13 protein-coding genes are annotated in these 19,447 nt (G+C 40.6%); 2 read left to right on the top strand and 11 right to left on the bottom strand.

What is annotated here, in order from left to right; translation table 11 throughout:
• Positions 1 to 4: 4 nt before the first annotated feature.
• The 8 genes from HDC92_RS14480 to HDC92_RS14445 form a co-directional block, all read right to left on the bottom strand.
• Entirely contained in the window at positions 5 to 1,297 is a 1,293-nt protein-coding gene (locus HDC92_RS14480) for an MFS transporter (RefSeq protein ID WP_317618095.1), read from the bottom strand.
• A gap of 30 nt (positions 1,298 to 1,327) precedes the next feature.
• Positions 1,328 to 2,728, bottom strand: coding sequence for a DUF5009 domain-containing protein (locus tag HDC92_RS14475; protein ID WP_183875512.1), 1,401 nt, complete (start codon positions 2,726 to 2,728; stop codon positions 1,328 to 1,330).
• Positions 2,729 to 2,731: 3 nt separating this feature from the next.
• Positions 2,732 to 3,751 carry a phosphodiester glycosidase family protein gene (locus HDC92_RS14470; RefSeq protein WP_183875510.1) on the bottom strand — a complete coding sequence of 340 codons (1,020 nt, stop codon included), beginning with the start codon at positions 3,749 to 3,751 and terminating at the stop codon, positions 2,732 to 2,734.
• A 1-nt stretch (position 3,752) separates the two neighbouring features.
• Entirely contained in the window at positions 3,753 to 5,159 is a 1,407-nt protein-coding gene (locus tag HDC92_RS14465; protein ID WP_183875508.1) for an alpha amylase family protein, read from the bottom strand.
• A 72-nt stretch (positions 5,160 to 5,231) separates the two neighbouring features.
• On the bottom strand, positions 5,232 to 6,911 hold the full coding sequence (locus HDC92_RS14460) for a DUF5018 domain-containing protein (protein WP_183875507.1): 1,680 nt from the start codon (positions 6,909 to 6,911) through the stop codon (positions 5,232 to 5,234).
• Positions 6,912 to 6,940: 29 nt separating this feature from the next.
• The gene (locus HDC92_RS14455) at positions 6,941 to 8,644 is read right to left on the bottom strand and encodes a RagB/SusD family nutrient uptake outer membrane protein (RefSeq protein ID WP_183875505.1); all 1,704 of its coding nucleotides are present in this window, start codon (positions 8,642 to 8,644) and stop codon (positions 6,941 to 6,943) included.
• Positions 8,645 to 8,654: 10 nt separating this feature from the next.
• Positions 8,655 to 11,846 (bottom strand): SusC/RagA family TonB-linked outer membrane protein, encoded by a 3,192-nt coding sequence (locus HDC92_RS14450; protein ID WP_183875502.1) that lies wholly within the window; start codon positions 11,844 to 11,846, stop codon positions 8,655 to 8,657.
• Between the two features lie 33 nt (positions 11,847 to 11,879).
• Complete coding sequence (locus tag HDC92_RS14445; protein ID WP_183875500.1) at positions 11,880 to 13,748, bottom strand: FAD-dependent oxidoreductase; 1,869 nt, start codon at positions 13,746 to 13,748, stop codon at positions 11,880 to 11,882.
• A gap of 300 nt (positions 13,749 to 14,048) precedes the next feature.
• Between HDC92_RS14445 and HDC92_RS14440 the strand changes: the two genes are divergently transcribed.
• A complete protein-coding gene (locus tag HDC92_RS14440) occupies positions 14,049 to 15,269 on the top strand; it encodes an ROK family transcriptional regulator (protein ID WP_183875499.1) in 1,221 nt (406 codons plus the stop codon).
• Here the strand turns inward: HDC92_RS14440 and HDC92_RS14435 are convergent, their stop codons facing one another.
• A complete protein-coding gene (locus HDC92_RS14435) occupies positions 15,270 to 16,448 on the bottom strand; it encodes a copper amine oxidase (protein ID WP_255484536.1) in 1,179 nt (392 codons plus the stop codon).
• A gap of 45 nt (positions 16,449 to 16,493) precedes the next feature.
• Positions 16,494 to 17,303, bottom strand: coding sequence for an alpha/beta hydrolase (locus HDC92_RS14430; protein WP_183875495.1), 810 nt, complete (start codon positions 17,301 to 17,303; stop codon positions 16,494 to 16,496).
• 460 nt (positions 17,304 to 17,763) lie between these two features.
• On the opposite strand from HDC92_RS14430, the gene HDC92_RS14425 reads away from it, so the two are divergent.
• On the top strand, positions 17,764 to 18,990 hold the full coding sequence (locus HDC92_RS14425) for an ROK family protein (protein ID WP_183875493.1): 1,227 nt from the start codon (positions 17,764 to 17,766) through the stop codon (positions 18,988 to 18,990).
• Positions 18,991 to 19,030: 40 nt separating this feature from the next.
• Here HDC92_RS14425 and HDC92_RS14420 read toward each other — a convergent pair whose 3' ends face one another.
• The gene (locus tag HDC92_RS14420; protein WP_221270967.1) at positions 19,031 to 19,447 is read right to left on the bottom strand and encodes a DUF6691 family protein; all 417 of its coding nucleotides are present in this window, start codon (positions 19,445 to 19,447) and stop codon (positions 19,031 to 19,033) included.

Raw genomic sequence — 19,447 nt, 5'->3', positions numbered from 1 at the left:
ACAGTTAATTGGCCGCAGCCTCTTCAGCTTCTTTTTGCGCCGGCATCAATGGTACCAGCCAGGTTACAATGAAGGCTGGAATTGTTGCAATCAATACCCAGATGAAAAATTCTTTATAGCCCAAATAATCGCTGAGCAGACCGCTGATCATAGATGGGATCATAAATCCAAGGTTCATCAGGCCACTTCCAAAAGCGTAGTGTGCCATTTTATATTTACCTGGTGCAATATTTTGCATCATAAACAAGATCAGGCCAACGAAACCATAGCCATAACCAAAATATTCTATAGCTACTGCCGATGCAATGATGTAGATGTCTTGTGGCATAGTAATGGCCAGAAACGCATAAGCGGCAAAGGGCAGGTTAAAAAATGCACATAAAATAAGTAGTGTTTTTTTGGTAAGGCCTTTATTTGAAACGTAATAACCCGCAACAATAGAACCCAGTACAAAGGCAATAGAACCAAAAACGCCGTAGAGTACCCCAATTTCAGAGGTGCTAAGGCCCAATCCACCAGATTCCCTTGATGCCTTAAAAAACAGCGGGATTATTTTAATTGCCTGCCCTTCGGCAAAACGATAAAAAACGATAAAACAAAGGCTAAACCAGATGTTCCTTTTTTGAAAAAAAGTAATGATTACATCTTTTAGTGTGGCAAAGCCATCTTTAACCGAGCTAACAGTTTTTACTTCATCTCCGCCCGGCAATACCCTCATGTTGTATAGGCCTAATGCCACCATGATCAGTCCGTAAGTAAACATGACCACCATCCAGGCATTATGAATGCCTATTTCCTTTTCCAATTGCCCGGCCAGGTACACCAGAACACCACCCGATAACACCTTGGCAATGTTATAGAAGGCACCTTGCCAGCCTACAAATTTAGCCTGGAGCTTCGGGCTAAGTTCATTTAAATAAACTCCGTCTGCCGCAGTATCATGCGTAGATCCGCTAATGGCAATAATGGTTAAAATGCCAATGGAAAAACTAAAAAAATGGCTCATCTGCAAGGTTAAAGCCAGCAGTCCGAATAGTAGGCCAGTAAAGATCTGGGTAGTATAAACGAAAAATTTCTTCGATTTATACATTTCCAGGAAAGGCCCCCAAAGTGGCTTAATGGTCCAGGGAAACATAATCAATGAAGTCCAGAATGCGATCTTGGTATCAGAGATGCCCATGTTCTTATACATGATAGAACTTGCTCCTGATAAGGCAACAAAAGGCAGTCCCATGGCAAACCATGTGGTTGGTATCCAGTAAATAGGGTTTAAATTTTTCGTATTAATTTTCGACACAGTATGGTTTGTTTAGATAATTCAGTTTGATCAGGTTCTCCAAAAAAGATTCTTTTTTGTACAATAAACAGTAATAAGGGATACAATCCCGGTAAATATCAGTCCCCTTAAAAATCCACCCGCAGGCCAGCCAGCCACTGCATCGAGCCACAAACCGGCACCTGTAATTTTCAATAAAGGGATCAGCAATAAATTACCTGCCGTATAAGCCACCATCGGGTTTTTGCCAGTATCGCCCAGGTACCTGATCACTGGTAAAAAACATCCAAGTTTTTCAAAAATAGTCAATGCCATTAACAACAGAAAGGCAAGGCCGGCACAAACAAAATAGTAGCTAAAGGTAGAAATGTCTTTTTTTATACCACCTTCAAATGCTTCGAAGAACAAGCCCAATATTAAAAGATAAATTCCCGCAGCAGCTAACTTTTTGAATAAGGTCTGGTCTGCATTTTCTCCCATCTTTTTAAAAGTGATCAAAATGAAGGCAGACAACAACAAAGTAATGGCCATATTGGGTACCAGGAGTCTTGTATACAAACATACTACATTAACCATTAACAGCACCAGTCCAGCTGAAGCGATGCACAACAATGCCATCTTTCCGGTTAATATTTTACTTTTCTCAGCCTGTCTTGCCCGCTGTAATAACCACTCCCCTGCAAAAGTTCCCGGCAATACTATGAACAGGTATTTAAGGTAGTAAAATTTGTACATCCAAGCTAAGGGCGACCAGTTAAATAACACACTGTTCCAGGAGTTCAATTCGTTTGCGGTAAGCAGCACTGCCATTATAAGGGGTAAAATCCCAATTCTTAATAAAGGACGGTTACGTGTAAACCACCAGATGCTGGTTCCAAAAAACGCCATATTGGCCAGTACAATGATAATGACGTCACTATTATCCAGATTAAAGCCATTTTTAAACGGATAATACAGCAAAAAAGCGGCAGCTAAACTAAAACTGAGCACTTTAATAATTACATATGATACTTTCCCTGTTAGTTCCGGTAACCTTGCATACATTGGAAAAAGCAATAGAAAGCAACCTATAGAAAGCAAATACTGTTGCCATCCGGCATTTGCAGTCATTACCCAAGCCCTTGCATAAAAGGTGAACAGGGCAAAAACAACCAGCAGCAAATAGCGCTGTATGATTTGTGCGGCAGTTTTAATCACCGGCTGTACTGCAAGCTTCTTATGCAGGGCCAGAGGGATAGCAGCGCCCATTGTAAACAGAAAGAATGGAAAAACAAGGTCTACCCAGGTTATTCCCGGAAGTTCAGGCTTAAAAATATGGTAAGGTGGTGGTACCTGGGCATGGTACATCCAGCTTGGTAAAACTCCAAAAGAAATGCTGCTGCTCAATACCATTAGTAGTATGGCCAGCCCCCTCAGGGCATCGAGGCTATGGTTTCTTGTGATAACCTCCATGTATTATTTCTTTTTTATAACAATTGCACTCATGACCGGCCTTTCTCCTGCTGCGTCACTTGGCTTTACAGTCTGCTGGCCATTTACCATCATGGTTGTGGAACCTCCACCGTCAAGATTTACTGCGCCGACACATCCCATTTCTTTCATCAATGTAGCAAGCTCAGCCAGATTTAATCCTGTACCACCTGCAGAATTGTTACCTTCTACGGCCAATAGGATCACCTTTCCTGTAGCCGTATAGCCAATTGCAGAACGTGCCCGTGATGAAGTGTTGTCTATATCTATCAGTTCCTGCTTATCGGTTACATTCACCTGGTTGTTTTTAACCAACATTGGCGACCCGCCGATGGCACTTGTAACGTTCCATATTGTAGCTCCGGCCGGGCTGCTTACACCTGGCTGCGCTGCAGGTGCGGTATTAATTTCATTTGCCGCAGGTGCCGTATAGCTATATACCACACCATTTCCTGTGCCTACATTATACACCCAGCTTACATCGGTAGTACCATCTGCAGCCATACCAAATGTAGCCCTGGTTGGATAATAGGCTGTAGAAACAGTGTTATACGTTCTGTTCAGCGATTTTATGTTTGGCGCAAGTACAGCATTGTTGTACATCACGAGGCTATAGGAAGCATTGGTCCCAAAAAAACCTCCGTTTAAACAAACGTATTTTGTACCCGCTTCCTGGGCGTATAAATCGCTCACTTTTTTATTCGCAGCAGGTAGTACTGGTTTAAACTCTAAATCTGACGATTTCGGATCAAATACTACACAATAGGCATTCATTGCCTTGGTATTATAGGCTGCGGTTCTTTTGTAAACTTCTATTCCTTTCGGAAAACCGCTCATCAATGAAGTAGCTTTAACCCAGTCTGAAGGTAATTTGATCAACTCCTCCTCTACAACAACTACCAGATCTGGTTTGGCAGGATCCTTTTTTCCTGAACAGGAAGTTAGCAGCATACCTGCCATAAGGGAGTAGCTGAATACATGCTTAAAAATGCCCCTGATGTTCATACTACCGCTTTAATCCTTCTCTTAGTGCATTCCAAAGCGGCTGTTTAAGTCTGTTGTATTGGGGTGCGTATACGTGCACCACATCAAATAACATTACCCCACCGGTGGCATTCGCACGGATGTATTTAATGGTATTACTGATTGCCTGTTGGTTTGGCCAGTCTACATTCCCCATATCTATACTGCCATACAAAGGCATTTTATTACGTGTGATGTATTTTCCACCTTTTAAAGAGCCTTCTACACTCCACCAATGGTAAGCCAGGTTTGCAGTTGCAGGGTTGTCTGCCAACATCAGCTGGGTAAAGTAGTTACCGGTCATCAGCAGGTCCAGCTGTTCTGCATAGCCTGTTTTATTGTAATCTGGATACGCCCAGTCAAATCTGATTTCGCTATCATTAAACGGGTCGTACTCTTCACTGGCCCAGTTTACACCTACCTGGTAATAAGTAGTATACCAGGCACCTACATAAGTACCAAATTTCACAGCAGGTTTTACACTTTTAACTGCAGCCCGGGCTTTGACAAAGAAATCGTGAATAACAGTTGTCCTGTAAATCAGCCATCTTTTATAATATTTTCCTGTGGCATTTGGTAATACCTGATCGCCAGAAAGCTTCCAGCTGGTAACGATATCCGAAGGGAAGTTCATTTTCTTGGCTTCAGAATCCTGGTATTTATTTTCCAGGAACTTGATAAAATCATTCTTACTGAAATCAGAAAAATCAGCAGTTATATCAGTATAACGTGCATAATCGAGGATCATTCCATCAATTTCATATTTACCTACTATTTCTTTAATGATGTTCAGCGCTCTTTCCTGTACAGCAGGTATAGCCGGATTTACAAAACCATTTTTACCTGTACCGGTAACCGGAACCCTGTTGCCGTTCACGTCGCATACAATAGACTGGTACTCATCCCTCCAAAGCGGATCTTCGAACACTTTACCCCTGGATTTTCCGCGTTCCCCCTCTACAAAAGTTACGATAGAAGCATACACTTTAAAGTTTCTTTTCCTCGCCTCTTTGATCATAAAACCAACGTAATCCACTCCAGCTGGTATGGTTTTTCCATCCTGTGAAGTAAGGTACTCACTATAATTACTTGGATACATGGTAAGTCCGGATGAACCCTTAACGTCAATTACCAAACCGGTAACTCCAACATCCTTCAGGGTATCCAATGTTGTTTTGATCATGGAAGTATCACTTAAACGGCCATATGTACCAAAAACATTTGAACGTGCATCTACCCAGGCCAGGGCCTCGTCTCTGCGCTCTTCAACAACAGGTGGCTTTTTTTCACCTTCATCTTCCGGTTTTGTTGAAGGTGATTTTTTACAGGACGACAGACTGAAGAGTCCAATCAATATTAAGCCTAAATTGATATGAATAAACTTTTTCATAATTAATTCTTTATGATGGTAAAAAGGCCAACCGCATCTTTAAGATTGCGATTGGCCGGGTTAATCGTTTTATTAAGGCGTGTACTTTGTAAATTCGTGTGCCATAATTCCTCCGTTGGTAAGCAGCATATATACTTGCATGCGCTCTTTATCTGCCGAGAAAGCAATACAGATATCTCCAGTACCATTTGCATTCGCATTAGCGCCTATAAATTCTTCGGAGTTGTAAATATTGAATGTTGAATACCGGGGATCTGTCGGGGCCAGACTGATTTTCGAGTTTTCGGTAACATCGAACAGACCAAGAACGGCATTGTTGTAGCTATAGGTTTTTACAAATTTTTGTACAGCAAGGTATTTCGCATTGTTAAATTCAACATAATCTGTAGCAAAATGGAAAATTCCAAATACTGTAGTGGAATTGTTAAAGCCATACATCCTTTCATGGGTAACGCCATTTACCAGACCAATTTCAAACTGATAGTTGATAAAATAATTGGTATTTGCATCCGCAGAAGTTGGCTGTGCATCTGCATTATAGCCCATAAAGCTGGCTGCCCCCCCTGTTACAGATTTGTAAGTAATTACCTCAGGTGTGTTGCTTACCAGTACTCCATTTGCAATTCTCCATTTGTAAATGACAGACGACTGTCCGCCTGGCGACATGATCACTGCATTGGTATTGAGGTCACCATATACATTTACCCTTCTGCCTACACCACCGTCGCCGGTAATTCCGGCAGGGTTATTATTCGTCCAGTCGATTACTTTAACCGGGGTAGCATTGATATTGCTCCATTTGTACAACTGGAACTTACCATTTTTAGCTGCATAAGTAGTACCCAGTAAATTACCACCCGCATCATGTACCACCTGGAAAGAAAGTGCGCTAAACGGAAGCGGTAAATCTTTCACATAAGCACCGGTAAACCTGTTATAAACCTTGTAAACCGATGGGTTTGTTCTTACTACAGTAACCATGTAATCTCCGGTTATGGCCAGTGATGTTTCATTATTGCTGGTAAAACCAAGTTCACTTGCAGTTTTGGTCCATAACCTCCTGTTTATACCTACACCATAATCCAGTTTAACCGGCTCGGTAGCTTTAAGTGTATATGTTTTTTTAGACCCGTCTACTCCCGTTATTACCAATGGTAAATTCTGTGACAAATTAATTGAGGTGCCATTTCCAATTGAGCTTGTAGAATGCTTACTGATGTTTATGTTGAATTTCACATTAGAAACGTCGGTTCCGGGTAAAATGTAAAACAGCACATCCGAATCTTTGATCACAGCTTCTACCTGCTGTACACCTGCACCTGGGTTATATTCTATCTGGGCATTGGTAATGGATAAGTCTCCAACCTTACGGGAAACCACGATATATGACCTGGCGTCTCCTGATCCCGGGGTAATGGTCAGTTTAAATGGTTTCGACACATCCTGCACCGAGCCTAAAGCAGGCGTAACCATGGCGTCAGAAGGTACGGTAGAGCGAAGGATCACTTTGGAAAGGCTTACTTCATTATCCGAATTTACAGGATAAAAATAGGGGATATCAAAATAGATTGTATCCTTATTTGCACTAAAACGCGGTTCAAACAGGCGATCTTTTCCTGAACCTTCCAGGGTAGCAAAAATATCTGCAAGTTCATTACTGGTATTTCGTACCACTTGATCAGCCTTCTTACAGGAGCTTAGCATCATACATGATAATGCCGTAACTGTAAATGCTAATGATAATTTTTTCATTATTAAAAATTTAATGTTATGACCAGACATTACCATCCTTTGATTTGAGAGATGGCATTATTTCTTAAAACTTCATCTAATGGAATAGGGATATAATACAGCGGCGTTGTAAACTGACGGTTGGCATTATCTACCGTGACGGTTGTATAGGTAACACCTGATCCGCTTGGTGTTAGTTTGTGTCCGGTAAAGCGAATATTATTCAATGTGATGTGTGCTTTTCTCCATCTTCTTAAATCCCAATAGCGATGGCCCTCAAAAGCAAGTTCTATGATGCGCTCATGTTCAATCGCTTTCATCATCTCAGGGGCTGTTTGAGAAGGTGTGTTTGGCAAGCCTCTTTTATTCCTCAGTTCATTTAATGATATTTTAGCACCTGGAATGTCGTTGATCTTTGTTTTTGCCTCGGCGTCGATCAGCAATACTTCTGCATAACGCATCTCAATCCAGCTTTGGTCGCTCTTGTTCACTACAATATCCATGTTTGTTGGGTCAAGCAGCTTTTTAGCATAATAACCCGTTACCGTTCTTTTAGCCTCGCCAGCACCATATTCTGTAAATCCTTCTATCACATCACCGGTAGTGGTATTCAGCGTTCTCCCTTTCCAGGACGAACCGTTGAACAGAATTGTGGCATTGAACCTTGCCTCTCTGTTGGCATAAGGATTTGCTGCCATAACCGGGTTAGACCAGGAGAATGCTGAGCCATCACTCATTTCAAATTCATCAACCAGATTTGCAGTAGGCACACCATAAACCAATGCTGTTGAATTGTCTTTTGGGGGAACAAAGCCCAAATCGTATTGATGGGTAATTTTTGGTCTTACAAAATCGATTTTAAAAATTGCCTCTTTTGTATTCTTATTTGTAAATATAGAAGCAAAGTTGGGATCAATTGCGTAAATGCCCTGACTGGCAAGCTTTTTAACTTCATCTGCCGCATTAGAAGCATTGGTATAATATGTCGTCGCCTTCGCTGCAGGTACACCGGTCAGCGGATCACTGTTAAATTGCTTTTTATCATATTCTGCAATAGAAGCAGCATACAGCCATGTTCTCGCCAGCATACCATAGGCAGCACCTTTGGTTGCCCTTCCGGAATTTGCGGCATCCCAGGTAGGCGGAAGAAATTGGGCAGCAAATGCAAAATCTGCAGCAATAAAATTATAGCAATCGTCTTCGCTTGACCTCGGCATATCCTTATTTTCAGTACCTGCAAGTTTATCCAGCAACACCACACTTCCATGGAGTTTTACAAGCCAGAAATAAACGTAGCCACGAATAAACCTGGCTTCTGCCTCAAATACTTTTTTCGTATTGTTGTCCAGTCCTTTGGCCTTGGTATCCAGACCGTCCAAAAATTCATTTATTCTTCTGATCCTGGTATAACCTGCAGACCAGTAGTTTAGCTGCGGGCCGGCGGCACTTACGCGAGATGCATCTGAAGCCAGGATATTTACAGTACCATTACCGGAAACACCAGATGAATATTTCATCAGGTCGGTTAATGCATCGGTAGCATTGTCATATCCTATCGGGAATGTTCCGAATTTAAATGTGTTAAATTCATTGTACATTCCAATAATGTAAAGCCGTATGTTTGCAGGGTTCTGATAAACAGCAACATCAGTATATCTGTCGCCAGGTTCTGTATCTATTTTACATCCGCCCATGGCCAAGACCATACCGGCTATTAAAAATGATTTCTTAGTAAATTTTATATATTTTCTCATGGCTAAAAGATTAAAAGGTTAAATTAACACCACCTGAAACCAATTTTTGCTGCGGATAAAATCCGTTGTTAACGTTAGGCATTTCAGGATCCAGGTATTTTAGCTTATCCCAGGTGAACAGGTTAAATCCTGAAACATAAAAACGAACCCGCTCTATTTTAGAATTAAATACCTTTTTAGGTAAGGTATAGCCCAGCTGAATAGACTTTAACCTTAAATAGCCATTTTTTATAATAAAACCTGAGTTCTGATTGGCATTATGTGGTGAAAGTGATACCCCACCAGAAGTTAACCTAGGGTACTTTGCATTAGGATTATCAGGTGTCCAGGATTGCTCAACCAGGTAATATGGAGAGTTTCCGTAGCCGTAAAAGGTTTTGGTAAACGGACTGTTGTCTTCAATTCCCGAAGTACCCGATGAACCTTCATACAAACCACCAAGTGCCAGACTGGATAATGCGGCACCTTGGAACAAGGCAGAAAAATCAAATCCTTTGTAACTGGCCTGCAGGTTAAGCCCGTAAGTAATTTCTGGCAGATTGCTTTTTCCTATTGTGGTCATATCTGCATCTCTTGTAATGCGGCCATCGCCATTCAGATCCCTGTATTTAAAGTATCCCGGAGCAAGGAAACCTGCACTTGGAGAAGTGCCATTTCTGGCTTCTTCCCAATTCTGGTAAAAACCATCTACAACAAAGCCGATCTTTTCTCCAATTGGTCTTCCTGTACGTTTTTGCCATGCCGGAAGGTTTTGGTTCTCATTGATCCTGATGATCTTGTTACGTGCCCAGTTAAAGTTACCGGTAACAGAATAGTTAAAATCACCTACATTATTTTTGTGTCTCAATTGTAGATCAAAACCACGGTTATCACTAATACCATCATTAAAGGTAGAAGGGAAATTACCACCCAGTGAAAGCGGGTAAATTGCACCCCTGCCGGTTAAAATATCTGTAACTACGGTATAAAAATAATCAAAGTCCACACCCAGTTTACCATTCCATAATTCAGCTTCAAAACCAACATTCGTCATGTGGTGCTTCTCCCAGGTAATATTCCTGTTTGGAGGGGTAAGTGTAGACAGTGAAGCTGAAGGAACACCTCCAATTACATACGATGCGTCATTGTAGCCAAAACTGTTTAAGTAAGCAAAACCAGTTTGCGTACCATCTTTACCCAATTCACCATAGGACGCTTTGATCTTCAGAAAGTTCAGTGTACTTTTTAGACCCGAAAAGAAATTCTCCTCACTCGCTATCCAGCCGATACCTCCGCCCGGGAAATATCCCCAACGGCCCTGCTCAGGGAAATTGATCGAAGCATCTGCCCTGAAAGCAGCTTCTACCAGGTATCTGTTCTTATAACTGTAATTGATCCTTCCTACATAACCTTGCCTGGCGTTACCACCACTTGATCCTGTAGGGCTAATAAAATCAGTTGCTACTGAACTTCCAAAATCCAGTTCCTGCAAGTCGGTCAGTGCAAAATTTCTTGCTCCCGCAGAGAAAAGATTTGATTTATATCTAGACCATTCATATAAAGCAAGGGCAGTAAAAGTATGCTCTTTAAAGGTTTTGGTATAATTCAGGCTTGGCTGAAACGACGTTCTGTTGTTCTGGCTATAGCTTTGGCGTAAGGTGGTTACAGTTATTCCCGGAGGAGTTTGTATCAATGCAAAGTTACCTGTTGTTTGCCCCCTTAACCTACCCATAAGCGAATAAGGTGTTAACCAGCTTTTATTTTCAGTAGCATTCTTGTCATAAGAAGTCAGCAACTTAGCACTAAGTCCGTCTACCCAGGGCACTTTTACATTAAAAATTAATGTGCTTTGAAACACATTTGTTTCTCCATGCTGATAACCTGATTGTTCAACAGATGCAATTGGGTTTACATAACCAGCATTGCTCTGATAAGCTGTGGGTATACCATTTTCTGCATACATTGGCATGTTTGGCAATGTTCTTACCGCCTGATAAAAAGGGTTCATATAGGCCGAATTGTCTGGAGAAATACCTGGTGTATTTACCTTTTGCATCCTTGCCCCCAGATCCAGCTGAACAGAAAATATGCTGTTGATCTGTGCATCCACATTTGTACGCAGGTTGTATCTTTTAAACCCGGTATTCTCAACAATTCCATCCTGGTCCAGATAGCCCAAATTAGAAAAATACTTTACCTTCTCTGATCCTCCTCTTAAAGTAACGCTATGATTTTGGGTTAAGCTTGATTTACCAAGCAGCATACCTACCCAATCGGTATTTCCCAAAAGAGGATTGGTATTTGTGCCATTTCTTAATGCATCTATCTGTGCCTGGTTATAAGTTAAAGGAGCAGGGTCCATCCCAACATTGATGCGATAATCATTATCCAATACCTCTGACCTGGAAAACCAGTCCATATAATCCGGTCCATCAAGAAACTTGGGAAATCTGGTATTCGTATTTCTGGTTACAGCGCCATCATAAGTAATCTGCGGAGCCATTGCTTTTCCTCTTTTGGTAGTTACCAAAATGATACCATTTGCAGCCTGCAAACCATAAACTGCCAAAGCCGATGCATCCTTTAATACTGTGATGGTTTCAATCTCATTGGGATCTAATTGTGCAAAGGGGCGCTCTACCCCATCTACTATTGCAACAGGCCCCTGTGACCCTGCATAGGTGGAAGTACCCCTTACACGAATAGAGGCATCATCTGCACCCGGCCTTCCTGATTGCTGCAAACTGCTTATACCAGGCAAACGACCAGCCAGCATATTGGTAAGGTTCATGGTTGGCGCCTGCTTTAAATCTGAACTGGTAATTTGCGCTACAGATCCGATAACATTAGATTTTTTTTGCGTGCCATAGCCCACCACAATCACTTCATCAAGCTGCGAATTGGATTCCTCGAGTATTATGTTTGCAGTTGTTCCTGTTACAGCAAATTCCTTTGGTATAAATCCGAGATAAGAAAATGTCAGCGTACTTTGTCCGGCCTCCAGCGATATGGAATATTTACCATCGCTATCTGTAACCGAACCTTTACTCGCATTTTTAACTTTTACCGAAACTCCGGGGATGGGTTTACCACTTTTATCCGTGACCGTTCCGTTAACTGTTCTTGATTGCGCATAAGCCGCAATATTGAAACAGAACATACAAAGCAACACAGGCAAAATCATCCATGGCAGCTTTTCTCTTTTTGTAAAAAATTTCAACATAAGGTTAGGGTTCTTGTTTATTTGGATTATTAATTAAATTAAATCGCCACTAAAATTGACCTGCTTTGCAAATGGGTTTAAGTACCCATCAAGCAGTACCGCCAGCTCACCTCTCTTTATACCATTACTTTGTATTTCATCCTGCTTTTCATGCAGCTTTTGCAGATCTGCTGTTACCTTTTGAAGGGTAATCGATTTATCCAGTCTGGACATCACCTGAGTAAAAAAATCTACCCCCAGGTCCTTTCCAGACGCTGCAATATCCGAAACCTCAGGGTAGTAGGTTTTCAGGCCATTGATAAAATCCAACTCGCTAATGAAATGATGTGGATAAAACCACATTTGATTGGCCCATTTATAGGAAATGCCGGTTCCTTTCAGGATACCTGTAGCCCCAATCCTTTGTATCGCCTTAAAATTAACATCCGTTGGTTTAACATCTATAAAAGGCATCAGGTAGGCATTGCTGTTTAATAAAGCCTCCTGTACCTCCCTGATGTTGACATCTGCAGGTTGCACAGATTTTTTAATTGCAATTGCAGCTAAGGCACCTGCTGCCTGCCCAATTCCTAAAACAACGGGCTGTAACCTGGTAGCTCCGGCCACAATATTTGAAGCACCAATACTTTTTTCTGCTACAATCAATCCTTTTTCTGTTTTTGGAATAAGTGTCCCCAAAGGGACATTATAAGCCGGTATTTTTATTTTTACAAAATCGATAGCCGGTGCCTCAGGATTTTTTAAATGATGATGATCAATGGTATAGTCGCCCACAATTACTCCGGTACGGTAATAAGGTTTTGCCTGCCCGTAAGGCTGGGCAACATAAGGCACGGTGAGCATGGTCAAAGCGTCTAACCTTCTGGATTCTCTGTAGTAAGGAATCATCGGCAATTTATCTTTTGTCGGAAATTCATCATCGGCAAGGCCCAGATTTTTAAAGCCCATTGCCGTTTGCAGATAATAAATAAATCTTAATGTGTGTAATTTTGCTTCTTTTAAATCAGCAACACGATCTTTCGCATTTTTTTCAACGACGTTTAAATAAATATCATTTCCATGTTTGGGCCAGTTGATCATGTACTTTCCATTTGGAAGTTTGCCATAAGTGATCATCCGGTTACAGTCTATAACAGGTGTATTATCTTTTGATGCCGGATCCGAAACGTCACAGCTATGTTCAAAAATCTCAGGGCGATAACCTGCAGGCTTTGAAATTGTCCGGTCAGCATCCTTTCCATAATCTTTAAGTATAGCCACATAGGTCATGTCCTGAATGATGCCGTTTGCCTTTTCCGGAGCAAACGACTCCCCTAAATCAAATCTGCTGTCCATACCAAGCCTGTAAGGCACTTTTAGATAAGCCATTACATCACCTAACTCCGTTGCATCAATAATCAGGTCTGCATTAACAATCACTGGCTTTCCCTTTACCGCAACCTCAACGCTCCACCTGTTACCCCTGCGCATGATATTTTTCCATGAGCTGCGGTACCAGATGGTTAAATTTGGATTTACGGCCAGTTCTTTCAATATCTTGTTGCCTTGGGCAGGTTCAAATAAGGTATTACTCACCCAACCGGTTTCTACAGCTTTTGGCCCGCCATAATGATCATATAATTTTTGCCTGAATTCTCCCCATAAACCTGATGGCATATTGTGATTGCCATCTATTGCCGAAACACCGGCCGAGGTGAGCATGCCGCCCAACCAATCCGTCTCTTCGATGAGCAACGTTTTTACCCCCATCCTGGATGCCTGGATCGCAGCTGTGGTTCCACTGGCTCCAGCGCCAATGATGAGCAATTGCACATCATTTACTGGGCCTGCTGCAAAAACTGCTCTTTCTGCTGAAAGCAACAATACACTAAACAATAGAATGTGTCTTAAAAAGTAAAGCATAATATCAACTGTAAGTTATTTTCGTTTGGATAGAATGTAAATGTAATAACTTTTTTAAAATTATTAAAAACAAATGCAATATTTATTAAAATATTTTTAATAAGTCAAAAAACAAGCTTAAAAATAAGTAGAAATAACATTTCAGTTTCATCATAATAAAAAAATACAATAAACAATTCGATAAATAAGATAAATGTTTTCTTTAACTTTGCAGTTACGCAATAATTATTAAACAATAAACCTAATGATTTGTATATTATTTAATAAGTTACTAACCCAGTCCTACCAAAACGCATCTGCATGAAAACAGCCTTCTTTAATGAACACGATGAAAATATGACCGGGGTTGCTTATAAAAACATCCACATCAGAAAAACCATTGTAGCTTATTTTGCAGATACCGGAAATGCTACTATAGCAGACCTTTGCAAAGAGACCAACCTGAGCGTACCTAAAGTAACTACACTAATTACCGAATTGATAGCAGAGGGACTGGTAAAGGACTTTGGAAAAGTTGGCTCTACTGGTGGACGAAGGCCAAATATATACGGACTTGTTCCTGACTCTTGTTTTTTTCTGGGGGTTGACGTAAAGCACAATCACATTAACATCGGCCTGATCGACCTGCAAAAGAAGCTGATCAAAATATCTAAGGATGTACCTTATAATCTAGAAAATACAGCAGAATCTCTTGCCGCACTCTGCGAACTCATAAAGAATTTCATTAAAGAATCAGCAATTGCCCGTGAAAAAATACTGGGACTTGGGTTAAACCTTTCGGGAAGGATCAATTATGCTACCGGTTACAGCTATAGTTTTTTTCATTTTAATGAAGACCCGCTAAGTAACCTACTGGAAAAAGAACTCCATTTAAAAACCTATCTCGAAAATGACTCGAGGGCTATGGCTTACGGTGAGTTTAACTGTGGGGTTGTCAAAGAAGAAAAGAACGTTTTGTTCTTAAATTTAGATTATGGTCTTGGTATGGGCGTACTGATTAACAACGAACTGTACTATGGGAAATCCGGCTTTGCCGGGGAAATCGGACACATCCCTTTGTTTAACAACGAAATCATCTGCCATTGCGGAAAAAAAGGCTGTCTGGAAACCGAAGCTTCAGGAAGGGCATTGATAGAGCTATTTAAAGAAAAACTGCTTGCCGGCTCCTCTACCTCATTAAATAAAACTGCTGAAGATAACATTCAAATGCAGGACATCATCAATGCAGCAAACAACGATGATGTCCTGTCAATAGAACTGATAGCCAAAGTCGGCGAAAAACTTGGACGGGGCATAGCACTGCTCATCAACATTTACAACCCCGAGCTGGTTATCCTTGGTGGCGCACTTGCCTCAACCGGCGAACACTTACACCTACCCATAAAGAGCGCTTTAAATAAGTTCTCATTAAGCCTTGTAAACAGTGACACGCAGTTAAAACTATCAAAACTCGGTGAAACGGCAGGCGTTATTGGCGCCTGCCTGCTGGTTAGAAAAAGACTTTTAGAATATTCTGCCTGATTATTTTACCAGGTCCATATCTACCGGAACAAATACCAGCGGGGTTGGCAAACATGATGCACCTGGCGGGGAATAGGTAAATTTAATTACCTGCTCTTCCCCATTCTTTGCTGGTGGAAATACCTGGATCAAAATGACTTCAGGCGCACCTTTAGTCGCCAACCTGTCGTTAGGTAACTGAACAATCCCTTCATTAAATTTTCCTTTACCTACAACCATGGTTGCCGCCATGCCATTACACCATTGATTATCTCCCGAACGGGAGTTCCAGGTAACCAGGGCCAAACCTTTACCATCCGTACTTTTCCATTTCATTTCCATATGATAGATCACCCCATAATTTCCGGCAAGGGTAGACTCCTTTCCACTCGTACCCTCCACACCTAATACCCAGGGATCTTTAACCCCGTCAGCCACAACAAATTCAGCCGCACCATTTTTTGTATCCAGTACATCAACAGCTGTAACCTTATAATTACTTACACCAAACAATCCTCTTCCGGCATTTTTATGCCCGGTAGGAATAACTGTTTTTATTCTCTTTAAAGCTACAGGCCCCGGAGTGTTAAGATCCGTCTGAATGATATTGATTTCTCCCGGCTGATCGATTACAAAATCATAAAAACCATGCGTTAGCTCATCATATTTTACCACATTACGCTCCAGCTGCTCATCTATGGCGATCGCTGCACCAGGCTCAACCACGCGCACCTGCTCATTTCCATTTGAAGCAAAATAATCGGCTAGGCCCTGTTTACCAATCTGAAAATAATTTGTACTTGGCTTCTGGGATGAATACTTCAGCATACGGATGTGCATTTTTCCCTTACCTGTATTTTTGATAACAGCGGTTATTTTACGGTCAATCTTTACCGGATCTTTAACTCCATTTACATTGTACACATACAACCTTACCGCCCCTGGCTGTACAGCTTCCTTTAAAGCAATCCCCTCAGGTATCCTTATATATTCCGGATCATCAGAAATGATAAACTGTGGCCCGGGCAAAACCACCTTATTGTACTTAATGTCGGCGGGTTTAATCGCAAAAAAATCCTTTAACAAAACAACGTTTCCCTGTTTAGCTTTCAACAGACTTATTGCTTCTTCAGATTTAATTGTTTGTGCATTCAGCTGCATGGTTCCGCAAATAATTGCCAAACCTAATGTAATTTTCAAGTTTTTATATCTCATAATTAATTTGTGTGCTTCTGTCAAATTCCGCTAGCTTTTATTAGCCAACTCATAAAAAAAATCAAAATGCGCCCTTATACTTTTAGACCAGTAAGCGCCGGTATGCCCTCCTGGTTTAGCAATATAGGTAGCCTTTATTTTCAGTTCATCACATTTCTGCCTGAACTGGTTATTAGCCTTATATAAGTAATCTTCTGTACCACAATCAAAAATCAGGGTCTTTTTCAACTCTTTAATACTTTCGAGCCTGTTTACAGGCGAATATTCATCAAATGCCTTGTTATACTCTGTATAAGAACCAAGTAAATCAGCTATCGTGGTCTTTTTAAAACCGGAATGCCTTAAATTCAGCACCCCAGAGGTACTACCAGCACTTAAAAATACATCCGGATGATTCAAAAAAAGATACATGGCACCAAAACCTCCCATGCTGAAACCTGTAATAAATAATTTTTCGGGGTCTGTTTTATAAGCACCGGCTATTTTTGGCATCAACTCTTTCATAAAAAAGTCTTCATACTGCACACTGTCCGCGTTAGGCGAGTTCATATACCAGCTCTTCTTTAAACCATCAGGACATACCACAATAAAATTATAAGTATTGGCAAGCTGCTGCAGATCTGCCAATTTACTCCATGACCTATAGTCAGCTGAATGCCCATGCAGCAAATATACCACAGGATACTTCAGCTCTTTATTATAAACAGCAGGTTTATAAACCAATATGCTATCGCTAGTTTTAAGACTAGCAGATTTGAGCACCATAATATCCTGCGCCTTTACAAATAAAAACTGAAACACCAGAGACAGCAAAAACAAGTATGTAAATTTATTCGTCATTTTAGATTACAGCTGCTAAAAAGCTATTTTATAGTTTTAATTACTTTTTTAATTTTAATTAAAAAGTTCAACCTTGCAATTCCAATAGTATTAATTACCCCGCTTTTTAAATAAAACTTAGCATTAATATTTACCAATGGCCAAAATCTGTTTTAAAGATGATTTAACCAAAGCTTATCAAAAGGAATGTGAATATAGATATATTTTAATAACTCACAAATAATTAATAATATTATTTATAAATAATAGTAATAAATTAATTTTTAAACATAAAATTTGGATACTTAAAAATATTATACACTCAAGTATCTATAAAAAGAATTAAGCAATAAAAATTACAGACCTCATTTTTCTGCACTCCCGAAAAACTTTCCTCTGATTAGGAATAAATAGCGTTATTTTGCACGAATAACACCATTATAATCATAAAATTTTTAAAGAAGAATCTGTAATACACAAAATGGGAAAGACTTTTTTCGAAGAATTAAATAGTGAAAATGTAACAGGTGTTGCATACAAAAACGTTAGTCTCAAAAAAAATGTCATCAGCTATTTTGCCAACGTAGGCAATGCTACAATAGCAGATCTTTGTAAAGAACTGAATCTGAGTGCCCCTAAGGTCACTGCTCTTTTAAGTGATCTGATACTGGATGGCCTTATAAAAGATTACGGAAAAGTTGAGTCGACAGGTGGCCGAAAGCCCAATTTATATGGCCTTGTTCCGGATTCCGCTTTTTTTATAGGTGTAGATATCAAACAGAACCACATCAACATAGGTCTGTCTGACCTTCAAAAAAACCTGATCAAAGTATCGGAGAAGCTACCATACCATCTTGACAACAATAAGGAGTCGCTCGAATCATTGTGCAGCCTGATCATTGATTTTATTAACGAACTTACCATCCCTAAAGAAAAATTACTGGGCATTGGCATCAATCTGTCGGGAAGGATCAATTATGCAACAGGTTACAGCTACAGTTTCTTTTATTTTAACGAAGAGCCGCTCAGTAAGATCATCGAGACAAAAATAGGTATCCGTGTTTTTCTGGAGAATGATTCAAAATCGATGGCCTACGGAGAGTTTTCTGCAGGTGTGGTAGGTGCAGAAAAGAATGTACTTTTCCTTAATCTGGATCATGGAATTGGTTTGGGTATATTGATAAACGGACAGTTGTACTACGGTAAATCAGGATATTCAGGTGAGTTCGGGCACATCCCCCTTTTTGACAATGAGATCATTTGTCATTGTGGTAAAAAAGGCTGTCTGGAAACAGAAGCCTCGGGCTGGGCATTAACCAGAATGTTTAAGGAACGGTTATTGGAAGGCTCGTCTTCTATATTATCCCAAAACAATGCAAGTACAGCGGCACTGAAGATGGAAGATATCATTAACGCAGCCAATAACGATGATGTACTTGCCATAGAGCTGATTGCCAGAATAGGTGAAAACCTTGGTCGTGGTATTGCCTTGCTGATCAACCTGTTTAATCCTGAACTGGTCATTTTAGGGGGGAGCCTTGCAGCTACAGAAGAATACATCAGACTGCCAATCAAAAGTGCGATCAACAAGTACTCATTAAGCCTGGTAAACCAGGATACAAATTTAAAAATGTCGAAATTAGGTGAAAGAGCCGGGATTATTGGGGCATGTTTACTGGTACGCAACCGTCTGCTGTCACTCAGTTAGAAAGTAACCCTATATCTTTGTTTTACCTGACCATTAAACACTAATGTGGTAGTTTATTTTTAATGACACCGTAAAGATACGTACCTGCCAGTGCACCTATAATTACCACAATCATAGCCAGGTAACCATAGCCCAGGTTAACAAACATTGGGCCCGGACAGGCGCCGGTTAAGGCCCAGCCCAATCCAAAAATGACACCACCAATGATATAACGAAGGTAAGGTGGTTGTTTATCCTTAAAAACAAGGGGTAAGCCTTCGGTATCTTTAAGTTTAAACCGCTTGATGAGCCATACGCTTATTGTACCAAGAACTACCGCAGTACCTATAATTCCATACATATGGAAGGACTGAAACCTGAACATTTCCTGAATACGGTACCAGGATACTGCTTCAGACTTACTCATCACAATACCGAAAAGTATTCCTGCTAAAATAAATTTTACGGATTTCATCAT

It is taken from the genome of Pedobacter sp. AK017 (assembly GCF_014200825.1).
GTDB classification, from domain to species: Bacteria; Bacteroidota; Bacteroidia; order Sphingobacteriales; family Sphingobacteriaceae; genus Pedobacter; species Pedobacter heparinus.
The sequence above is the reverse complement of the archived record's forward strand: the minus strand, read 5'-3'. Positions and strand labels throughout refer to the sequence as shown.